The 20,163-nt window shown below is 39.3% G+C and carries 12 protein-coding genes; 7 read left to right on the forward strand and 5 right to left on the reverse strand.

Annotated features, from left to right (window positions below):
- Positions 1 to 15: 15 nt before the first annotated feature.
- Positions 16 to 1,038, reverse strand: coding sequence for a UDP-3-O-(3-hydroxymyristoyl)glucosamine N-acyltransferase (gene lpxD, locus NOX80_RS13495; protein WP_256550319.1), 1,023 nt, complete (start codon positions 1,036 to 1,038; stop codon positions 16 to 18).
- Positions 1,039 to 1,062: 24 nt separating this feature from the next.
- Positions 1,063 to 2,304, reverse strand: coding sequence for an HD domain-containing protein (locus NOX80_RS13500; RefSeq protein WP_256550320.1), 1,242 nt, complete (start codon positions 2,302 to 2,304; stop codon positions 1,063 to 1,065).
- A 273-nt stretch (positions 2,305 to 2,577) separates the two neighbouring features.
- On the opposite strand from NOX80_RS13500, the gene NOX80_RS13505 reads away from it, so the two are divergent.
- Positions 2,578 to 3,699: a hypothetical protein gene (locus NOX80_RS13505; protein ID WP_256550321.1), complete on the forward strand. Its 1,122-nt coding sequence runs from the start codon at positions 2,578 to 2,580 to the stop codon at positions 3,697 to 3,699.
- A gap of 355 nt (positions 3,700 to 4,054) precedes the next feature.
- Complete coding sequence (locus NOX80_RS13510) at positions 4,055 to 4,693, forward strand: helix-turn-helix domain-containing protein (RefSeq protein ID WP_256550322.1); 639 nt, start codon at positions 4,055 to 4,057, stop codon at positions 4,691 to 4,693.
- A gap of 47 nt (positions 4,694 to 4,740) precedes the next feature.
- Here NOX80_RS13510 and NOX80_RS13515 read toward each other — a convergent pair whose 3' ends face one another.
- The 3 genes from NOX80_RS13515 to NOX80_RS13525 are packed head-to-tail and all read right to left on the reverse strand — an operon-like array spanning position 4,741 to position 16,169.
- Positions 4,741 to 6,678 carry an OmpA family protein gene (locus NOX80_RS13515; protein WP_256550323.1) on the reverse strand — a complete coding sequence of 646 codons (1,938 nt, stop codon included), beginning with the start codon at positions 6,676 to 6,678 and terminating at the stop codon, positions 4,741 to 4,743.
- A gap of 11 nt (positions 6,679 to 6,689) precedes the next feature.
- The gene (locus NOX80_RS13520; protein ID WP_256550324.1) at positions 6,690 to 7,619 is read right to left on the reverse strand and encodes a PorP/SprF family type IX secretion system membrane protein; all 930 of its coding nucleotides are present in this window, start codon (positions 7,617 to 7,619) and stop codon (positions 6,690 to 6,692) included.
- Positions 7,620 to 7,667: 48 nt separating this feature from the next.
- Positions 7,668 to 16,169 carry an Ig-like domain-containing protein gene (locus NOX80_RS13525; RefSeq protein WP_256550325.1) on the reverse strand — a complete coding sequence of 2,834 codons (8,502 nt, stop codon included), beginning with the start codon at positions 16,167 to 16,169 and terminating at the stop codon, positions 7,668 to 7,670.
- Between the two features lie 629 nt (positions 16,170 to 16,798).
- On the opposite strand from NOX80_RS13525, the gene NOX80_RS13530 reads away from it, so the two are divergent.
- Genes NOX80_RS13530 through NOX80_RS13550 form a run of 5 tightly spaced genes read left to right on the forward strand, consistent with a single transcriptional unit; the run spans position 16,799 to position 20,141 of the window.
- Positions 16,799 to 17,557, forward strand: a complete 759-nt coding sequence (locus NOX80_RS13530) for a Rossmann-like and DUF2520 domain-containing protein (RefSeq protein WP_256550326.1) — start codon at positions 16,799 to 16,801, stop codon at positions 17,555 to 17,557.
- Entirely contained in the window at positions 17,550 to 18,077 is a 528-nt protein-coding gene (locus NOX80_RS13535; protein ID WP_256550327.1) for a KdsC family phosphatase, read from the forward strand. The genes NOX80_RS13530 and NOX80_RS13535 overlap by 8 nt, the downstream gene beginning before the upstream one ends.
- A gap of 17 nt (positions 18,078 to 18,094) precedes the next feature.
- Positions 18,095 to 19,021 (forward strand): geranylgeranylglycerol-phosphate geranylgeranyltransferase, encoded by a 927-nt coding sequence (locus NOX80_RS13540; protein ID WP_371926047.1) that lies wholly within the window; start codon positions 18,095 to 18,097, stop codon positions 19,019 to 19,021.
- Entirely contained in the window at positions 19,014 to 19,601 is a 588-nt protein-coding gene (locus tag NOX80_RS13545; protein ID WP_256550328.1) for a Maf-like protein, read from the forward strand. The genes NOX80_RS13540 and NOX80_RS13545 overlap by 8 nt, the downstream gene beginning before the upstream one ends.
- A 12-nt stretch (positions 19,602 to 19,613) precedes the next feature.
- Entirely contained in the window at positions 19,614 to 20,141 is a 528-nt protein-coding gene (locus tag NOX80_RS13550) for a mechanosensitive ion channel domain-containing protein (RefSeq protein WP_256550329.1), read from the forward strand.
- The last annotated feature ends 22 nt before the right edge of the window (positions 20,142 to 20,163 follow it).

The following is a 20,163-nucleotide window of genomic DNA, read 5'->3' on the forward strand; positions in this document are numbered from 1 at the left end:
TATTTTGATTTTATTTTATTGCTGTTTCTCTTTTTTTATGTCTTCTATATCTTTTACAATCTTCGGTAAATTTTTAAAGATGACATACGATTTGCTATAGTCACTGTAATTAAACGCCGGACTTCCCTGAATGGTTTCGGCATCTTTTACATTACGACCAACGCCGGACTGCGCCTGAATTTTAACGTTATTCCCGATTGTGATATGACCAACGATACCAACTTGTCCGCCAATCATACAGTTTTTACCAATCTTGGTTGATCCCGCTACTCCGGTTTGTGATGCGATGACGGTATTCTCACCGATTTCCACATTATGTGCAATCTGGATCTGATTATCCAGTTTTACTCCTTTTCTGATAATTGTTGAACCTAATGTGGCACGGTCGATTGTGGTACAAGCCCCGATATCTACATTATCTTCAATTATAACGTTTCCGATTTGCGGTACTTTATTATAAACTCCTTCTTCATTGGGTACAAAACCAAAACCGTCAGAACCGATAATCGATCCGGAATGGATCACACACTTTTTACCGATTTCCGTTTCAGAATACACCCGTACACCGGCAAATAATATCGTATCGTCTCCGATTATTACATTATCACCGACAAAGCTATTCGGATATATTTTTACGTTATTACCTATTTTTACATTAGCTCCTATATAACAGAAGCTTCCCAGATACAGGTTTTCACCATACGTCACATTCTCAGCAATAACCGACGGTTGCTCAATTCCGGACTTCATCAGCTTCACCTGATTATAGTATTCCAATAATTTAGAAAATGATTTATAGGCATCTTCTACTTTAATAAGTGTTGTAGAAAGTTCCTGTTCCGGCTCAAAAGTAGTATTAACGATTGTTATCGTTGCCTGAGTGGTATATATATGATTCAGATATTTCGGATTGGCCAAAAAAGTTAACGATCCCTCTGTACCTTCTTCTATTTTTGCTAATTTATAGACTTCGGCAGTGGGATTCCCAACAACTACTCCTTCTAAAATACCTGCAATTTGTTCAGCTGTAAATTTCATCCCGACAAAAATATAAAATTTAATTTAATCTAAACTTCCTAAAAGCACTTTTGGAAAACAGATATAATATTTGGTAACCGGTTTAGACAGGGCTTTCAAGTTCATCTGATCGGATGCTTCCACAACATCTTCAACGGTTCTATCCTTTTTTAGGATACGAATCGGTTCCCCTGCTTTATTGTAAGCCTGGTTTTTGATTTTCCCTTTAAAGACAAAATAATCGGCTTCTTTTTCCGTCATCGGATGTAAAGCCAACCACTTCTTTTTCAACACTTCCACTTCCGAACTCTCTACTTTTTCTGACACCATTCGAATTTTAAGCAAGTCGCGGTTGATAATCATCTTACTTAAAGAAGACAATACAAAATCATCGTGAAACTGCCAGGCTTTAATGGCACTCATAATGTCAAAATCGTCCAGTTGCGCAAACTTATCTAATATAGTATTATCAAAATTTTCCAGTGTTATTTTATGTATCATAAAAAACTGCAACGGTTTGCTACATTCCGGCACCTGATCTTTTTGAGCGAGTTCTTTTGCTCTTTTTAAAATCTTGGTCAGAATCAGTTCCGCAACGACACTGGTCTTATGCAAATAAGCCTGCCAATACATCAATCGGCGGGCGCCTAAAAATTTCTCTACAGAATAAATCCCCTTTTCTTCGATTACCAAGAGATCATTTTCTACATTCATCATCTGGATCAGTCGTTCGGAATTAATATTTCCTTCGGCTACTCCGCTATAAAAACTATCCCTTTTCAAATAATCCAAGCGATCCATGTCCAACTGACTCGAAATCAACTGCAACATAAACTGACGGTGATAATCTCCTTTAAACACCTGAATTGCCAAACTTAGTTTTCCTTCAAATTCTTCATTCAGACGATTCATAAACAACATTGAAATCTCCTCATGATGCACATCTTCCACAATACTGTGTTCCATCGCATGAGAAAATGGCCCGTGTCCGATATCGTGCAATAAAATCGCAATATACAACGCCGTTTCTTCCTCTTCGGAAATTGCAACCCCTTTAAAGCGCAGTACCTGTACCGCTTTTTGCATGATATGCATACAGCCTAACGCATGATGAAAACGGGTATGATGCGCTCCGGGATAAACCAGGTAAGACATCCCCATCTGCGAAATGCGACGCAAACGCTGAAAATAAGGATGCTGAATCAGGTCGTAAATTAAAGTATTAGGAATGGTTATAAAACCATATATAGGATCATTCAGGATTTTAAGCTTATTGATTTGGCTCACATTATTCAAATTAGATAAACAAATATAAAATAAAAAACAGGAAATTATTTTCAAAATAAAGCATATTTCACAGCTGACCTCAAGTGTCCTAAAAAAAGCTGCCGGAATATTTTCACAAAAAAATCTCATTTTGAGAATAGAAAAGTTAATTAATCTACTTTTTGAATTGTTTTTTTTCTTTAAATTAGTAGGATAAATTCACATTTTAAGAAATAAAATGAATTAAACCGTTTTTTCAAGGATCATATTACCCACTTTAAAATTTTGTAGAATATGAAATATCCTATCCTTTTTGCCCTCACATTAACCTGCGTCAACACCTATTCACAGATTGGTATCGGAACTTCAAATCCGCAATCCAGTCTGGATATTAGTATTTCAAATAGTGTAACCCCAAGAAACACTGACGGAATACTAATTCCGAGAGTTAATAATTTCCCGGCCTCATCCCCTACAGCAACCGGTCTATTAATCTACCTTGACGATACCGATAATAATGACCCGCAACCGGATGGTTTTTATTTCTGGAATAAGACCCGATGGAATTATGTTTCCGGTTGGAATTATTACGGTAATGAAGCAACTTCACCTTCCACTTCTGCCATTGGCGTTGCGCTTAACGGCGATTATCTCGGCACAAAAGACAACACCGATTTTGTTGTCGGGACCAACAATCTCGAGCGTCTTCGGGTTACAGCAGCCGGAAATGTCGGAATAGGAAAAACCAACCCTACCAAACGACTGGAAGTAAACGCAAATAATGACTATATAAAATTTGAAAATCTTGCTACAAAAACTACTTCCACCAAAACCTTTTTTATGGTTCGCGATGCGAATAACGAAGTCGGCTTATCCGAAGTTGAAAACGTAGCCGGTCAATTAATCCGAATCGGACTTAATACCGCTACATATGACAATACAGAGAAAGCCATTCGGTTTAAAGATAATAATGATGCAACCGAAATGGGAAGCAGCAACTTTATCAATACTGTTACCGGAAGTTCTTTTACCGAAGGCGGCAATTCAGCAACCGACAAAGATTTTATCAATTTACCACCGGGCACCTACAAGATCACATTAAAAGCTTCTTACACCAACGGAAGCAGTGGTTTATTAAGTCTTTCTACAACTAACAACCTTAATTTCCGCTTTTATGTAAACGGCACCGAATATTCCCGACAATACTCCAACTTTAATGCCACCGGGCTATTAAGCCTTGGTATTGCTGCCGATTTAGTTAAAAACGATTGTATTTTCAATGATTTCGTTACTCTTACTGCCGCATCTACCCCATTATATTTTTCCGTTCAGAACGATGGAAGCATTCCTTATACGATTACCGGAAAATCCGGCACCTCGTATCGCTCCATTATTCTCATTGAACGCTTACGTTAATCCGTACTCTCATTCTTTCTATACCATTCCTTTAAGATAAAATGTAAAGGAATGGTATTATTTTACATATTTTTCTTATAAAAAATCCCTCTTCGCGATTTTTAGTAAATAATTGTGAAAATTATGTTCCTAAAAACCAAAAAAGTAATTATTTTTGTTCTGTTGTAAAAATTACGGATAAACCGTAATTGAAATTCAAAATTTATTATATAAGTAACTAATTTCATTTTACAAACAATTCTAAAAAAACCGGCTTTGATTATAAAAAAGTTATTTAACAGACGATCATGGCATATTTTTTGACGAAAAAAGTTTAGGAACAGTTAATAAATTGATAATTATATAGAACCTGACAATGCAAGAGGGAAACATACAAACCGCGAAAAGTATTTTAACGCGTGTTAAAAAGGTCTTTAAAATAAAAACTGATGCACAACTAGCCGAGTTACTGAATATTAAGCCGAACACCATCTCCAGTTGGAAAAAGCGTAATACACTCGATTATGAATCCATTATCGCACAATGTAACAAAGCTAACATTGATCTGAATGAGATATTTCTAGGAAATGAGAACTTCAGCTTCAAGAAAAAAATTACACCGATTATTACGAAAGAAATGCTTTTTCAGTATACTACCGGTGAGTTAAACCTTGAAAGAAGTGATATTCCTACGATCAATATCCCTTTTTTACAACAAAAACGCTCAATGGTATTTCAGGTAAATACTTCTGAAATGGAACCGGATATCAAAGAGAATACATTTGTAATTTGTGAAGAAGCCAGTGCTTTTGATATTGCCAGTAACTCATATGCTGTTATTATCAGCAAAGAAAAAGGGTTATATATGTCGAAAGTGGCACAAAATGAAACCGACGAATCAATTTTAAACTTAATATCCAGAAAAGAGTCCATCTTTTCCGGAAGAAACGAGATCAAGAAAGACAAAATAGATGAGATTTGGAAAATAAAAGGTGTTCTTGATATCTTTAATTAAAAAAGGAGTTCCGCCTGGAACTCCTTTTTGTTTTTATCCGTTGTCTTTTATTTTTCGACAATAATAAAGTCGGAACGACGATTAACGGCATATTCTTCTTCCGTACATTTTACTCCGTTACGACATTTGTTTTTCGGTCGGGTTTCCCCGTAACCTATAGCACTTAATATTCGTTCCGGATCAATTCCGTTTTCGATAATATAACGTTGTGTCGCTTTGGCACGATTGTCAGACAATTTCAAATTATACGAATCCGTACCTCTCGAATCGGTATGCGACTCAATTTTGATTTTTACTTTCGGAAATGTTCGCATTACATAAACCACACGATCCAATTCTGTAACGGCTTGCGGTGTAATATCCCATTTGTTGTAATCAAAATAAATAGGATTAATATCGATTTTTTCGTTTTTACCGTCTTTAACCGTAAAATCTTCCAGTTTGGCCAATTCGAAATCAACCGAAAGTTTTGCTTCATTTTTATTTGTTGCGACAACCGGTTTGTTCTGATTCGCAAATCCGTCTTTTGAAGCTTCAAATTTATAAGTCGCACCACACGGAATTGTAATCTGGTATTTTCCATCGTCTCCGGAAGTCGTTTCCATTTTAAAATCACCGAAAGAATCGTACACTTTTATCGCTGCACCGGCAATTGGCAATTTTGTTTTGGCATTTAAAACAACACCAGACACAAACTGATTACATTCCGCTTTTGACTTGGTAAAGAAATAAATATCGTCATCACCTTTACCGCCATCGCGATTGGATGAAAAATAACCGTATTTCATTTCCGGATCAACAATATAAGAGAAATCATCTTTATTACTATTGATCGGTTCACCTAGATTTTTCGGTTCGTCAAAATCCAGTTTTCCGAAATGCTTACTTTCATAAACATCCAAACCACCTAAACCATAATGCCCGTCTGATGAAAAATACAGCATTCCCTTGTCGTAATACGGGAACATTTCACGTCCGATCGTATTGATTTTCGGTCCCAGATTTTGCGGTGTATTAATACTTCCGTCAGCAAAAACTTCCGCTACGTAAATATCCGTTTCTCCGTATCCTCCCGGCATATCCGACACAAAAAACAACCATTTCCCATCCGGGCTTAATGCCGGATGACCAACACTGTATTCATAGCTGTTAAAAAACATTTTTTCGATATTGATCACTTTTCCGTTTTCAATCGTACCGCGCATGATCTGGAAGTTATTTACCCCTTCCTTATCATTTTTCAATTTGTTTTTATTCTTTTTGGTCGCATTTGTCGTAAAATAAATCGTTTTTAAATCCGGCGTAAACGTTAACGTTGCATCGTGATAATTGGAATTGATTTCCTCATAAAACGGTTTTTCATTAAACAAAGCACCGGTGGACGCATTTCGATCTGCTACATAAAAGGACAAAAAGGGCTGTTCGTTCCAGGAATAAAGCCTTTTGATCAACTTACCTCCTTTTTTACTGGACGAATATACCAGCTGATTCCCGTAGAACGTACATCCGAAATCGGAATAAGACGTGTTAATTTCCAAAGGCATCACTTTATATAACGACGGCTTTTTTGACAAACTGTCATTATATTTCTGCTGGGCGTTAAAACTAGCAATCATATCCTGATTTCCCTTTCCTTTCAGATACTCTTTGGTAATCTTATTCGCGTCTTCATAATCCCGAACGCCGCGTAATGCCTGCGTATAACGTAACATATAGACTTCATTCAGATTTTGTCCCTGAACCGTATATAGTTTCTTATACCAGGTGAGCGCTTTTCGCATATCGTTCAGGTAATAATAGGTATCCCCGACGTTCATTAATGTTTGTATCGACGGATTCGGTTCTTTCTCCAGATATTCTTCATATGCTTTTGCTGCTTCGATATAGGACATTCCGTTAAACAGTTTGTCGGCATCCTTTAATTTTTGCTGCGCATATGTAAAATGGATACAAAATAACAGGCTGAAAAATAGTATTTTCTTCATATACTTCGGTATTAGAAAAATCGAGGTGATTTAATTGCTGATGATTTTGGCGGCAGTTGGAAACGCAGAATAATTTCATGCGTACCATCGTTGTATTTATTCAACTTAGTAGTCGAATAATCGAATGCATAACCGATAAAGAAATTATCCAGAAACTGCAATCCGGCCATCGCACTTACTGAGTCGTCCCAACGGTAGGATGCTCCCAGTGTCACTCTTTCCTGAATCAGGAAATTAGCGGAAAGATCGGCAGCCAACGGTGCTCCGCTAACTGCTTTTAACATCGCGGATGGTTTGAACTTCAGACCATCGGTCACATCAAACACATAACCCGCGATAAGATAGTAATGTAGTTTATCTGCCATCACCGATTCCTGAATATCATCATAATAATCTTGTTTGATAAAATTCGGAACGGAACCGCCTACATACCATTTTTCACCGTAGAGATAGACACCGGCTCCGATTAACGGCATGATTTTATTCGATATATTATTATTTAACAACACATCATTACCGTCCAAATATCGCCCTTTAGACCAATCGACATTTAAAACCCGGGCTCCCGCTTTTAATCCGAAAGCCAGTTTTGTTTTATATCCGAAGTTAAGCGTGTACGAAAAATTACCCGAAGCTGATGTTTCGGTAGAAGGACCGATTTTATCCGCAATTACGTTCAATCCCAAACCGATTTTATCGGATATCGGTGAATGAACTCCCAATGTTCCGGTTCTCGGTGCTCCTTCAATTCCTACCCATTGCGATCGTAGCAGTAAATTTGCTTCCAATACTCCGGGTGATCCTGTATATCCGGGATTAATTGTAATGGTATTATACATGTACTGCGTATATTCCGGATTTTGTTGTGCCTTTGCTTTTTGCGGTAGTAAAAATGCTCCTCCTAAAAAACATAAGGCCAGTAGTTTTATATTGATTCTCATATGTATACTATTTAAGTGATAAAAAACTTTGGAAAGGTTATATCATGATTATCTCATGATATAAACCCATCCGGTTTTAACAGTACTTGAATTGTCTCCCGTATCAAAAACATAGTAATATGTTCCTGTTGGTAAAACGGTTCCGTCGAATGTTCCGTTTACATTTGAAATACCTTTCCAGTCGTTTTGGTAGTATCGGGTTTTATAAACCAGATTACCGTAACGGTTGTATACTTCTAATGTATTGTTCGGAAAATGTTCTGCACATTTGATTGTGAATACATCATTCGCTCCGTCTTCATTTGGTGTAAACTCATTGTAAACCACTAAACATTTCGGTTCAACCGAAGCACTTGCGGTATTATTGTCTACATCAACATCTGTCGGTTCGGAACTCGCTATTGTTGCTGTATTTAAATAATCACCTGAGAATAATACTTTTACTGTAAGCTGTAACGTTGCTACTCCGTTTGCGTTTAGCGTCGGAATGGTCCAGATACCGGTATTGTTATTATAAGTACCGTTAGAAACCACCATACTCACAAATCCGTAACCACTTGGAATCGCCTCGTTAACAATAATATTCTGGAACTGTGCCTGACCGGTATTGGTTACTGTAATCGTAAAGACTACGTTATCATCAATAAACGGAGTCGGATTATCTACAGTTTTGGTAATCGTAATATCAGAACAGTTGATCACATTCAGGTTCATTGCCGCAGAATTGCTTGTACTACATCCGTTTGCATCGCTATAGGACACATTAACTGTGTTTGCTCCTATCTGATTCCACAATACCGTTATAGTATTGTCGGTTGCAGTACCGCCATTCACAATTTGTCCGCCGCCGGTTACTACCCAAACATAGTTTGACATTCCGGTGTTGGTTGTATAGGTAACCTGATCCTGAATACAAGCTGTTGGCGAACCTCCGCTAATTGTTGCTTGTGTTCCATTAAAGAACTGTACTGTTACAGCCAAACGAACCGAACTTTCACAACCTGTTGTCGGATCCACCAGCACACCATAATACGTCCCCGCTGTTAACGGTGTAGATGCTGCTATTGCCGTACCTCCGGTTGGCGTACTGTACCAGATCACTCCCGTTTCATTTACCTGAATAGACGCTACAGTCGGATTTGCTGTTTGACAGAAATCCTGAGTGGTATCATTCGTTGTTGGCGTCGGTGCGTCATTAACCTGTACTGCAACCGCTAAACGTACTGAACTTTCACAACCTGAAGCCGCATCCACTAAAACGCCGTAATACGTTCCGGTTACTAATGGTGTAGTTCCCGACACAACAGTACCTCCGGTTGGCGCATTATACCAGATCACTCCGGTTTCATTTACCTGAATAGACGCTACCGTCGGATTTGTTGATTTACAGAAGTCCTGAGTTGTATCATTTGTTGTTGGCGTCGGTGCATCGTTAACTTGTACCGAAACCGCTAAACGTACTGAACTTTCACAACCCGAAGCCGCATCAACCAATGCTCCGTAATACGTTGTTCCGCTTACTAATGGTGTTGTTGAAGTAACTACAGTTCCACCTGTTGGCGCATTGTACCAGATCACTCCGGTTTCATTTACCTGAATAGACGCTACCGTCGGATTTGTTGACTGACAAAAATCCTGAGTCGTATCATTTGTAGTTGGTGTCGGTGCATCATTAACCTGTACCGCAACCGCTAAACGTACTGAACTTTCACAACCTGATGTCGCATCCACTAAAACACCGTAATACGTTCCGGTTACTAACGGTGTTGTTGAAGTAACAACTGTTCCGCCGGTTGGTGCATTGTACCAGATCACTCCGGTTTCATTTACCTGAATCGAAGCTACTGTCGGATTTGTGGACTGACAGAAATCCTGAGTCGTATCATTTGTAGTTGGTGTCGGTGCATCGTTAACTTGTACCGCAACCGCTAAACGTACTGAACTTTCACAACCTGATGTCGGATCCACTAAAACGCCGTAATACGTTCCGGTTACCAAAGGTGTTGTTGAAGTAACAACTGTTCCTCCGGTTGGTGCATTGTACCAGATCACTCCGGTTTCATTTACCTGAATCGAAGCTACTGTCGGATTTGTTGACTGACAGAAATCCTGAGTCGTATCATTCGTAGTTGGCGTTGGTGCATCATTAATCTGAACAGCAACCGCTAAACGTACTGAACTTTCACAACCTGATGTCGCATCCACTAAAACACCGTAATACGTTCCGGTTACTAACGGTGTTGTTGAAGTAACAACTGTTCCGCCGGTTAGCGCATTGTACCAGATCACGCCGGTTTCATTTACCTGAATAGACGCTACCGTCGGATTTGTTGACTGACAAAAATCCTGAGTCGTATCATTTGTAGTTGGTGTCGGTGCATCATTAACCTGTACCGCAACCGCTAAACGTACTGAACTTTCACAACCTGATGTCGCATCCACTAAAACACCGTAATACGTTCCGGTTACTAACGGTGTTGTTGAAGTAACAACGGTGCCGCCGGTTGGCGCATTATACCAGATCACGCCGGTTTCATTTACCTGAATGGAAGCTACTGTCGGATTTGTTGACTGACAGAAATCCTGAGTCGTATCATTTGTAGTTGGTGTCGGTGCATCGTTAACTTGTACCGCAACCGCTAAACGTACTGAACTTTCACAACCTGATATCGGATCCACTAAAACGCCGTAATACGTTCCGGTTACCAAAGGTGTTGTTGAAGTAACAACTGTTCCTCCGGTTGGTGCATTGTACCAGATCACTCCGGTTTCATTTACCTGAATCGAAGCTACTGTCGGATTTGTTGACTGACAGAAATCCTGAGTCGTATCATTCGTAGTTGGCGTTGGTGCATCATTAATCTGAACAGCAACCGCTAAACGTACTGAACTTTCACAACCTGATGTCGCATCCACTAAAACACCGTAATACGTTCCGGTTACTAACGGTGTTGTTGAAGTAACAACTGTTCCGCCGGTTGGCGCATTATACCAGATCACGCCGGTTTCATTTACCTGAATGGAAGCTACTGTCGGATTTGTTGACTGACAGAAATCCTGAGTTGTATCATTTGTAGTTGGTGTCGGTGCGTCATTAACCTGTACCGCTACCGCTAAACGAACCGAACTTTCACAACCGGATGTCGCATCCACTAAAACACCGTAATACGTTCCGGTTACTAATGGTGTCGTTGAAGCAACAACAGTTCCACCGGTTGGCGCATTATACCAGATCACGCCGGTTTCATTTACCTGAATGGAAGCTACTGTCGGATTTGTTGACTGACAGAAATCCTGAGTTGTATCATTTGTAGTTGGTGTCGGTGCGTCATTAACCTGTACCGCTACCGCTAAACGAACCGAACTTTCACAACCGGATGTCGCATCCACTAAAACACCGTAATACGTTCCGGTTACTAATGGTGTCGTTGAAGTAACAACGGTTCCGCCGGTTGGCGCATTATACCAGATCACTCCGGTTTCATTTACCTGAATAGACGCTACAGTCGGATTTGTGGACTGACAGAAATCCTGAGTCGTATCATTTGTTGTTGGCGTCGGTGCATCATTAATCTGTACCGCAACCGCTAAACGTACTGAGCTTTCACAACCGGATGTCGCATCCACTAAAACACCGTAATACGTTCCGGTTACTAATGGTGTAGTTGAAGCAACTACAGTTCCACCGGTTGGTGCATTGTACCAGATCACTCCGGTTTCATTTACCTGAATAGACGCTACAGTCGGATTTGTTGACTGACAGAAGTCCTGAGTCGTATCATTTGTAGTTGGTGTCGGTGCGTCATTAACCTGTACCGCAACCGCTAAACGTACTGAGCTTTCACAACCGGATGTCGCATCCACTAAAACACCGTAATACGTTCCGGTTACTAATGGTGTAGTTGAAGCAACTACAGTTCCACCGGTTGGTGCATTGTACCAGATCACTCCGGTTTCATTTACCTGAATAGACGCTACAGTCGGATTTGTGGACTGACAGAAATCCTGAGTCGTATCATTTGTTGTTGGCGTCGGTGCATCATTAATCTGTACCGCAACCGCTAAACGTACTGAACTTTCACAACCGGAAGTCGCATCCACTAAAACGCCGTAATACGTTCCGGTTACTAATGGTGTAGTTCCTGTTACAACAGTTCCTCCGGTTGGCGCATTGTACCAGATCACTCCGGTTTCATTTACCTGAATAGACGCTACTGTCGGATTTGTTGACTGACAGAAATCCTGAGTCGTATCATTTGTTGTTGGCGTTGGTGCATCGTTAACCTGTACCGCAACCGCTAAACGTACTGAACTTTCACAACCTGAAACGGCATCAACCAAAACTCCGTAATACGTTCCGGTTACTAATGGTGTAGTTCCTGTTACAACAGTTCCGCCGGTTGGTGCATTATACCAGATCACTCCGGTTTCATTTACCTGAATCGAAGCTACAGTCGGATTATTTACCACACAGAAGTCCTGAGTTGTATCATTCGTTGTTGGCGTTGGTGCATCGCTCATTCTTACAACAACATCCTGTAACGTTCCCGGAAGATTTTGACAAGTTGTTTCGCTTGTAACCGCTACATAATAAGTATACGGACTATTTGTTGTCGTTAAGCCGCTAATCGTTAATGTTCCGTTTGCAGCAATACTGTACGTTACCCCGCTTACTGTTCCGTTTGTAATCGGTTGGGTGACATCATTTGTAAAATACCAGGTAAATACCGGATTTGTTAACGTTGTTGTAGGTTGAATCGTTACCGGAGCCGGATTAACCAAACAAGCCTGCACATCGCTTACTGTAATATCGGTTGCTATAGATGAAGGCAATATTGTAAAAGTAACCGATCTTCTTTCAGCCGGTAAAGTGGCACAAAACTGATCGGAACTAACACCTACATAATACGTATAGGTTCCCGGTGCTAACCCTGTCAACGCTAATGTAGCTGTTGATTGTCCGCTTATTACAGTCTGATTGGTTCCGTCAAAACTATACCAGTAATAAACCGGGTTTGTTACAGCCGGTGTACTGTTTAATTGTGCCGTTAATGAAACTGCTCCTGTCGGACTACAAATTGTAGTATTCGTTGCAGAATTAATTAAGATCCCGGTAACGGATGTTTGCGGTGAAGTCGGACGAACCGTTATCGTAATTGGTGTTCTGTCTAAAACTTCACATCCGCTTCTCACCGGTTGCAGGTAATACACATGGGTCCCCACAGCTAAACTATACGGAATCGTATAGGAAGTTCCGCTGGTTATCAGATTACCTCCGGTTTCTGCATCATACCAGTTAAAAGTTGTACAGTCAATCGGGGCAATACTGACCACATCGCCGTAACACACTTCAATAATACGATCACCACCGCTACCGACAACATCAACGGCAGCTTCTCTGGTTACCGAGTGAACTTGTAAACCATTTAATACACTGGCTACACCACCAAATCGGATACGAACGCGATCAAAAACCGGTGATTGTGCATTGGAAATCAGCAATGCTTCCGTTCCTCCGTTTAACAATTGTAATGTCAGTAAGCTTCCGTTACCATCCAAAAGCGGCCCTACAGGGTTATTCCCCATATAACGCTGAATGCTAAAACCAGCTATAAGTCCCAGATTTAATATCGTGCTCGGTCTGGAAATACGCACTTTAACAACATCGTTTTCCTGAGACGGTGATCTGAATTTTACCGTTAACTCCGAAGCAGCAAGAACACCAACACCAGTAGTCATTGTTGCAAATGTTGCATGATTATTATCAACTGCATTCCAGGCATTGGTAACTCCAACCGTACTGGTTAAAGCACCGATTCCTAAGTCAATATTACCATAGAATACATCTTCCACATCGCCCGGCTGACAAACTACCGGATCAGCAACTTTATGATAATACGCTTCATAAATTCGGGCACTTTGCGCAACACTTAATACAGATCCGATTACAATACGAATACCGTCATACGCTTTTGGTCCTGTATTATTAGAAGGCACAAATGTATATTCGAAATTATTTTCTCCCGGTAAAAGGTTTAGTAAAGTTCCCGATAATTGCTGTAAAGTTCCAATATCAATCGGGTTACCCAATCCGTCTCTTTTCGTTCCTATAATGGATACCGCTCCTAATAACGCTAAACCACTATATTCCGAACCTACTTTAACCGTTACCGGAGTTCCTGACGGAATTGTTGTATTCCATTGTATATTTTGCCAGGTTGTTCCTATTCCTAATAGTCCCAATCCGGTTGTAATGGTCGAAAAAGTCTGTGGATTACGATCAATCGCTAATGTTCCGTTCATAACACCTCCGGTAATAATCGAACCGGAAGTCTGTGTATCGGCATAAACACGATCTAAAAATACCGGACAATTCGCCGGATCCACAACGTTTACTGTAACAGAAAGGCTAACCGAACATAATCCGTTATTTGCAACAGCAGTAAAGGTATAATAACCGGCTGTAGTAAACGGACCGGCTACATTAGATGCTAAAGCAGTACCGCTCTGATTATACCAGGTTACTGTTCCATTTGAAGTCGATTGTAACGTAACCGAATCTCCCAGGTTAACCGTATATGTTGCTGGTGTTACTTGTAGTGTCGGTAACGGATTTACAGTTACCACTACAGGCAAACGATCTGATATACAAGCATCAGCCGGATTAAACGCTTCAATATAATAGGTTCCGCTTGTTGTAATATTTGCAGCTGCGGTAGCCGTAATCGGGTTGTTACTACTATCATAGAATGTATAGGTTGTTGCACCCGAAGTATCAAAATTAGTAATCGCATCTCTCAGGTTCACAAAACCACAACCCGAGATTATAGCCGATACCGTTAAAGGTGTCTTTACACCCAAACCAACCTGTACAGCAGCTAATGTATTTACTGCATTCTCACAGGCACCATTCACTTCTACAGCGATATAATAATTCCGCGGTGTATTGCTAGCATTTAATCCGCTAATGGCTAGTGTTCCGAGAATATTATTTTTAACATAGGTAAGTCCCGGATGTCCTGAAAAACCATTCGTAATTTCCTCCGTTTTGTTCTGATCCGTATAATATTTAAAAACGCCACCTGTTAAACTCGTGGTCGGTTCTAAAAGAGCCACTCCCGCACAGGATGCATTTACATTCGCACTAATCGTAATATCCGACGCAATCGGAAGTGCGTTTACAGTTATCGTAACCGGAACTCTTTCTGACAATCTCGCACAACCGATTTGACGGCTAGCCACATAATAAGTAGTCGTAGCGGTTACCGTTGGTGAATACGTTTGATTGTATGCTGTTACTGCTACAGAAGCTCCTGTCAGACTATTAAACCAAACCAATTCATTTGTAGATGCTGTTGTCGCAGATAAAGCAACCGATTGACTACCACAGACAGCCATATTAGCCGTTACTGCTGTAGGTTTAGCCGGTGATCGATAGACATCAAATATTTTAACCGTTTTGGTTACATTGAGTTGTACCAAAGACGAAATTGTTACCCGAACCCGGTCAAAAGCTTGTCCCGGACTAAATGCAACATCTGTTTTTGCACCGGAACTGAGTAACCCGAGGAGATCGAGATTAACTAAAGATCCTAATCCCGACGAATAGACGACACTTGTTCCTGATAAAGCTTCTATCTTAATTCCATCCGAAACACCCAGATTAAGCAAAGACGGATCGTCAAGTTGCAATACCAGATGAAACTGGTCGGTTGCTCCTGATGGTGTTTGAAAATACATGGTTTGACTAATGGTTCCAGCCACCGTCAATACACCCTGACTCACCTGAGAAAAAGTAGTATCACTATTATCTATTGCAAGATTCGGGTTACTTACTCCTGCTCCTCCTACTCCTAAAATATCAACTGTTCCTCCGGTACCGTCAAATGAAGTAGCAAAAGCCGGATTACAAATATCAGATCCTGAAAAATGGAACGCACTATAAACACGTAACGTATTAATGGTTCCCAGAAGCAACGTATTCGTGTAATCCTCAATTTCAATACTATTATAAGCGACACTTGGTGTAATTGCGATATAATAAAATCCGTTAGCACCATATACAAGACGTGCATTTTCATTTGCAAAACCATTGATAGATGAGGCAGTAAATACCGGTGTTGCATTTCCGGTTTCTTTAGCCCGAACCTCAAAATAGTGGTTTCCAAGCGCAATAGTTCCGGTCAGATTCGCCAATGCTCCTCCCAAACCACCTCCTAAGAGTGTATTTAAAAGCGTTGCATCCGTTTGAATCCGCACATAAGTTGTAGTTCCTGCCGGTACAGTAGACGGGAATCCCAATTCTATCCTACCGGTATACGAACCTAAGTTAATCGCAATACCTCCGTAGGATTCCAGTGTGGCATAATCGGTTGTACTAACCGAGACAGCATTACCCGGCGCAGCTACATGGCTGTTGTTCCCGAGCAGTTGATTCGCATATATATAACTCACCTGGGCATGGGAGTTAGTATGAACGAAAAAGAAAAATGCCAAAAAGAGCAGATAGAGCCTTTTAAAACATTTTTTCAGGGTAAAATTCCAATTCATAAGCAATAGTTTTAAATTAGGTTAATTCTACAGTATATACATAAGTAGCCTGACAGCTTATAAAGCTGCCGGAAAGCCTTTAATCTTACATTTATGCTGTTTTATCTAAGTGTTAAATCGAAACTTATTCAAACAAAATGGCGATTACTATAATTTTGGGATTTTTGCTGTACCGGATCAACAGATCATTCTCAAAAGACCTCTTTTACCTCTAAAAAGATTCGATACAAATGATATTCTTTACTTCAATAAATATTATTTTTTAACACTATTTAAATCAAATTCTAAAAAGCATAAAAACATATTATGTGAACTTTTATTTTTACTTCCATAAAAGTATTACACATTTTGAGAATACACAAGAAAAAATTAAATTTAAATACATAATGTTAAAAAAAGTCTTACATATTTCGGTAATTACCTGTAATATAATACAGTATAATTTTACAAATCTTAAAAATAACCTACAAAAAATAAGTAAAATTACGATATCAACATATTCACAAAATGTGAACTTTGTTTGAAAATAATCAAAAAATGCCAAAATGAAACAAAATGAGATATTTCTATATTTTTAAGAATACTACAACATCGCAGTTTAAAAGAAGTATTTTTATTATTTTAGCCCTATGATTAAAATCGCTATTATCGGCTCTGGTAATGTAGCCCAACACCTGATTACTGTTTTCCAAAAAACAGCGACTGTAAAACTGGTACAGGTTTTTGCCCGAAAAAAAGAGACCCTTAGTACTCTTGTTCCGGAAGCCTTAGTTACTTCCGATCTTTCGGGACTAAAAGAAGCTGATTTATACATTATTGCCGTATCTGACGATGCTATTTCTGATATCGCCGCACAACTAAATTTTACCAATAAATTAATAGTCCATACCTCAGGTAGTTCCGGTATGGAAGTTTTAGGTAATCAAAACAGAAAAGGTGTCTTTTATCCGTTACAGACTTTTTCAAAAACCAAGGCAGTCGATTTTAAGACGGTTCCCTTATGTTTAGAATGCGAAAACGAAGCCGACTACCAATTATTAGAAGCGGTTGCTAATGCTATATCCGATAAAGTTTACCGCATCAGTTCCGAACAAAGACAAAGTCTTCATGTAGCAGCTGTATTTTCCTGTAATTTTGTAAACCACCTGTATCAGATAGGTGATGAAATTTGTCGGGAAAACAATATCCCTTTTGAAATCCTTTTTCCGTTAATTCAGGAAACCGCGGATAAAATAAAAACATTGTCTCCGCAAGCCGCTCAAACCGGACCGGCAATCCGTAGAGATCAAAAAACAATCGAAAGACATCTGGCCTTTTTAAAGGATAATCCGGAACGAACAGAAATATATCAACTACTAACAGAATCCATACAAAAAAATAATGACTAAGAGTTACAAAGAATTAATGAACGACATCACTACTTTTATTTTTGATGTCGATGGCGTTTTAACTGATGGTACAATACATGTAACCCAAACCGGAGAAATGCTCCGTCATATGAATATCCGCGATGGTTATGCTATGAAGGCTGCCGTAGAAAACGGCTATACGGTTTGTATTATTTCCGGCGGTAGTAATGAAGGAGTTCGAATCCGACTTCGTAATTTAGGAATAACCGATATTTATCTTGGCGTACCCAACAAAGTAGAAACATTTGACGAGTTTACCGATATTTATAAGATCAACCCGGAGCAAGTACTTTATATGGGGGACGATATTCCGGACTATCACGTTATGAAATTAGTAGGCCTGGCAACCTGTCCGCAGGATGCAGCACCGGAAATCAAAGAAATCTGCAACTATATCTCCCATAAAAACGGAGGTAAAGGTGCTGTTCGCGATGTGATTGAACAGGTTATGAAAGTTCAGGGAAAATGGATGGAACATTTTGATGCTAAATACGATTAAAATCGAAGTACTATAATATGATGCCTTTTTTAAAATTAATTCGCTATCAGAATCTGGTAATGATTGCGCTGATGCAATTGTTATTTCACTATGGTTTTCTAAAACAGCAACCCGGATTAATTCCGGCTTTATCGGATTTTCAATATCTATTATTAATAATAGCCACTATCTGTATTGCAGCCGGTGGTTTTGTAATTAATAATATTATGGATCAGGAAACCGATCGGATTGCAAAACCGAATAATCTGGTTGTAGGGAAATTTATTTCGGAAGCAGCTGCGTACAATATCTATATCGGTTGCAACATTATTGGTGTCGGTATCGGGTTTTACTTGTCCAACTTAATCGGAAAAGCCGGTTTTTCAGCTTTGTTTATCATCATTGCCGCTACATTATATCTGTATGCAACCAGTTTAAAACAAAGCTTACTTATCGGAAATATTATTGTCGCCTTATTGCTTTCCGTTAGCGTTATCATAATCGGTATCTTTGATTTATACCCGATAATTAATGAAACGAATCAGGCACAACTAAGTGTTTTATTTCGTATCCTACTTGATTACGCCGTTTTTGCATTTATGATCAATTTTATCCGAGAGCTTGTCAAAGACATTGAAGATATGGACGGCGATTATAATGCCGGAATGAATACCTTACCTATTGCCATCGGAAAAGCCCGTGCCGCTAAAGTTGCTTTTGCACTGGCATTTATCCCGATTGCAAGTTTGCTTTATTACATCAACCAAAATCTTTTAGGATTACAATTTGTCTTGTTTTATTTACTGCTTTTTGTAATCGGTCCGCTACTCTATTTTCTGATCAAGATTTGGGGAGCGAAAAACAAAGCAGAGTTTCACCATCTAAGTCTTGTCTTAAAACTCGTATTACTATTCGGAATTCTTTCTATTGGAGTGATTACTTTTAATATGCACTATCATGCTTAATACCCTTTTTAAAAATCATAATATCATTCTGGCGTCCGGTTCTCCCCGACGCCAGAATTTCTTTAAAGAACTGGATCTTGAATTTGAAATCCGCTTAAAGGACGTTGAAGAGATTTACCCGGATACTTTACAAGCTGAAGAAATCACGGATTTTCTGGCCGAATTAAAAGCGAATGCCTTTGCAGGTGAATTAAATGACAATGATATTCTGGTGACCAGTGATACAATTGTATGGCATGAAGGTAAAGCTTTAGGAAAACCGAAAGATTATGACGATGCTTTTGAAACTTTGCGATCATTATCCGGTAAAACACACGAAGTCATTACTTCAGTTTGCCTGACAAGTACGACCAAACGAGAGACATTTCACGAGTTTACCAAAGTCACTTTTAACCCGCTACCGGACGAATATATCCGTTATTACCTGGATAACTATTCTCCTTTTGACAAAGCCGGCTCTTACGGTATCCAGGAATGGATCGGATTGGTTGCTATTGCGAAAATTGAAGGTTCCTATAATAATGTTGTCGGACTTCCTGTAGATAAAGTCTTTCAACATTTGCTTATCTTTGTAGGATAAAGCATTTCGATTATGATAAGTAATGAGTATACCGCCCAGATCATCAGTTCAATAATTACGTTACTATTTTTTGCCGTTATCCGCTATCTGGCTACTAAAATTGTAAGACGGTTTACCCAGCTTTCCCATACAATGGAGCGCCGTAGCAATCTGGTGATCAAATATATCAGTATCCTTATCGGTGCTTTAAGTGTCCTTTCCTTAACCGTTATATGGGGTGTAAAAGCAGACGATATTTTATTGGTTATTTCTTCAATGTTTGCCGTGATCGGTGTAGCCATGTTTGCACAATGGTCAATTCTGAGTAATATTACGGCCGGGATAATTCTGTTTTTTTCTTTTCCGTTTAAGATCGGTGATATTATCAAGATACATGACAAGGATTTCCCAATTGAAGCCGAAATTGAAGATATCACTACTTTTCATGCTTTGCTAAAAACAAAAGACGGTGAAAGAATAACGTATCCGAATAACCTTCTACTTCAAAAAGCCATTTCCATTATTACGCATCATATTGATGAAAAAGAATTTATGGACTAATTTTTTTTTAAATTACAAAACA

This window comes from Flavobacterium cerinum, assembly GCF_024496085.1.
Classification (GTDB): Bacteria; Bacteroidota; Bacteroidia; order Flavobacteriales; family Flavobacteriaceae; genus Flavobacterium; species Flavobacterium cerinum_A.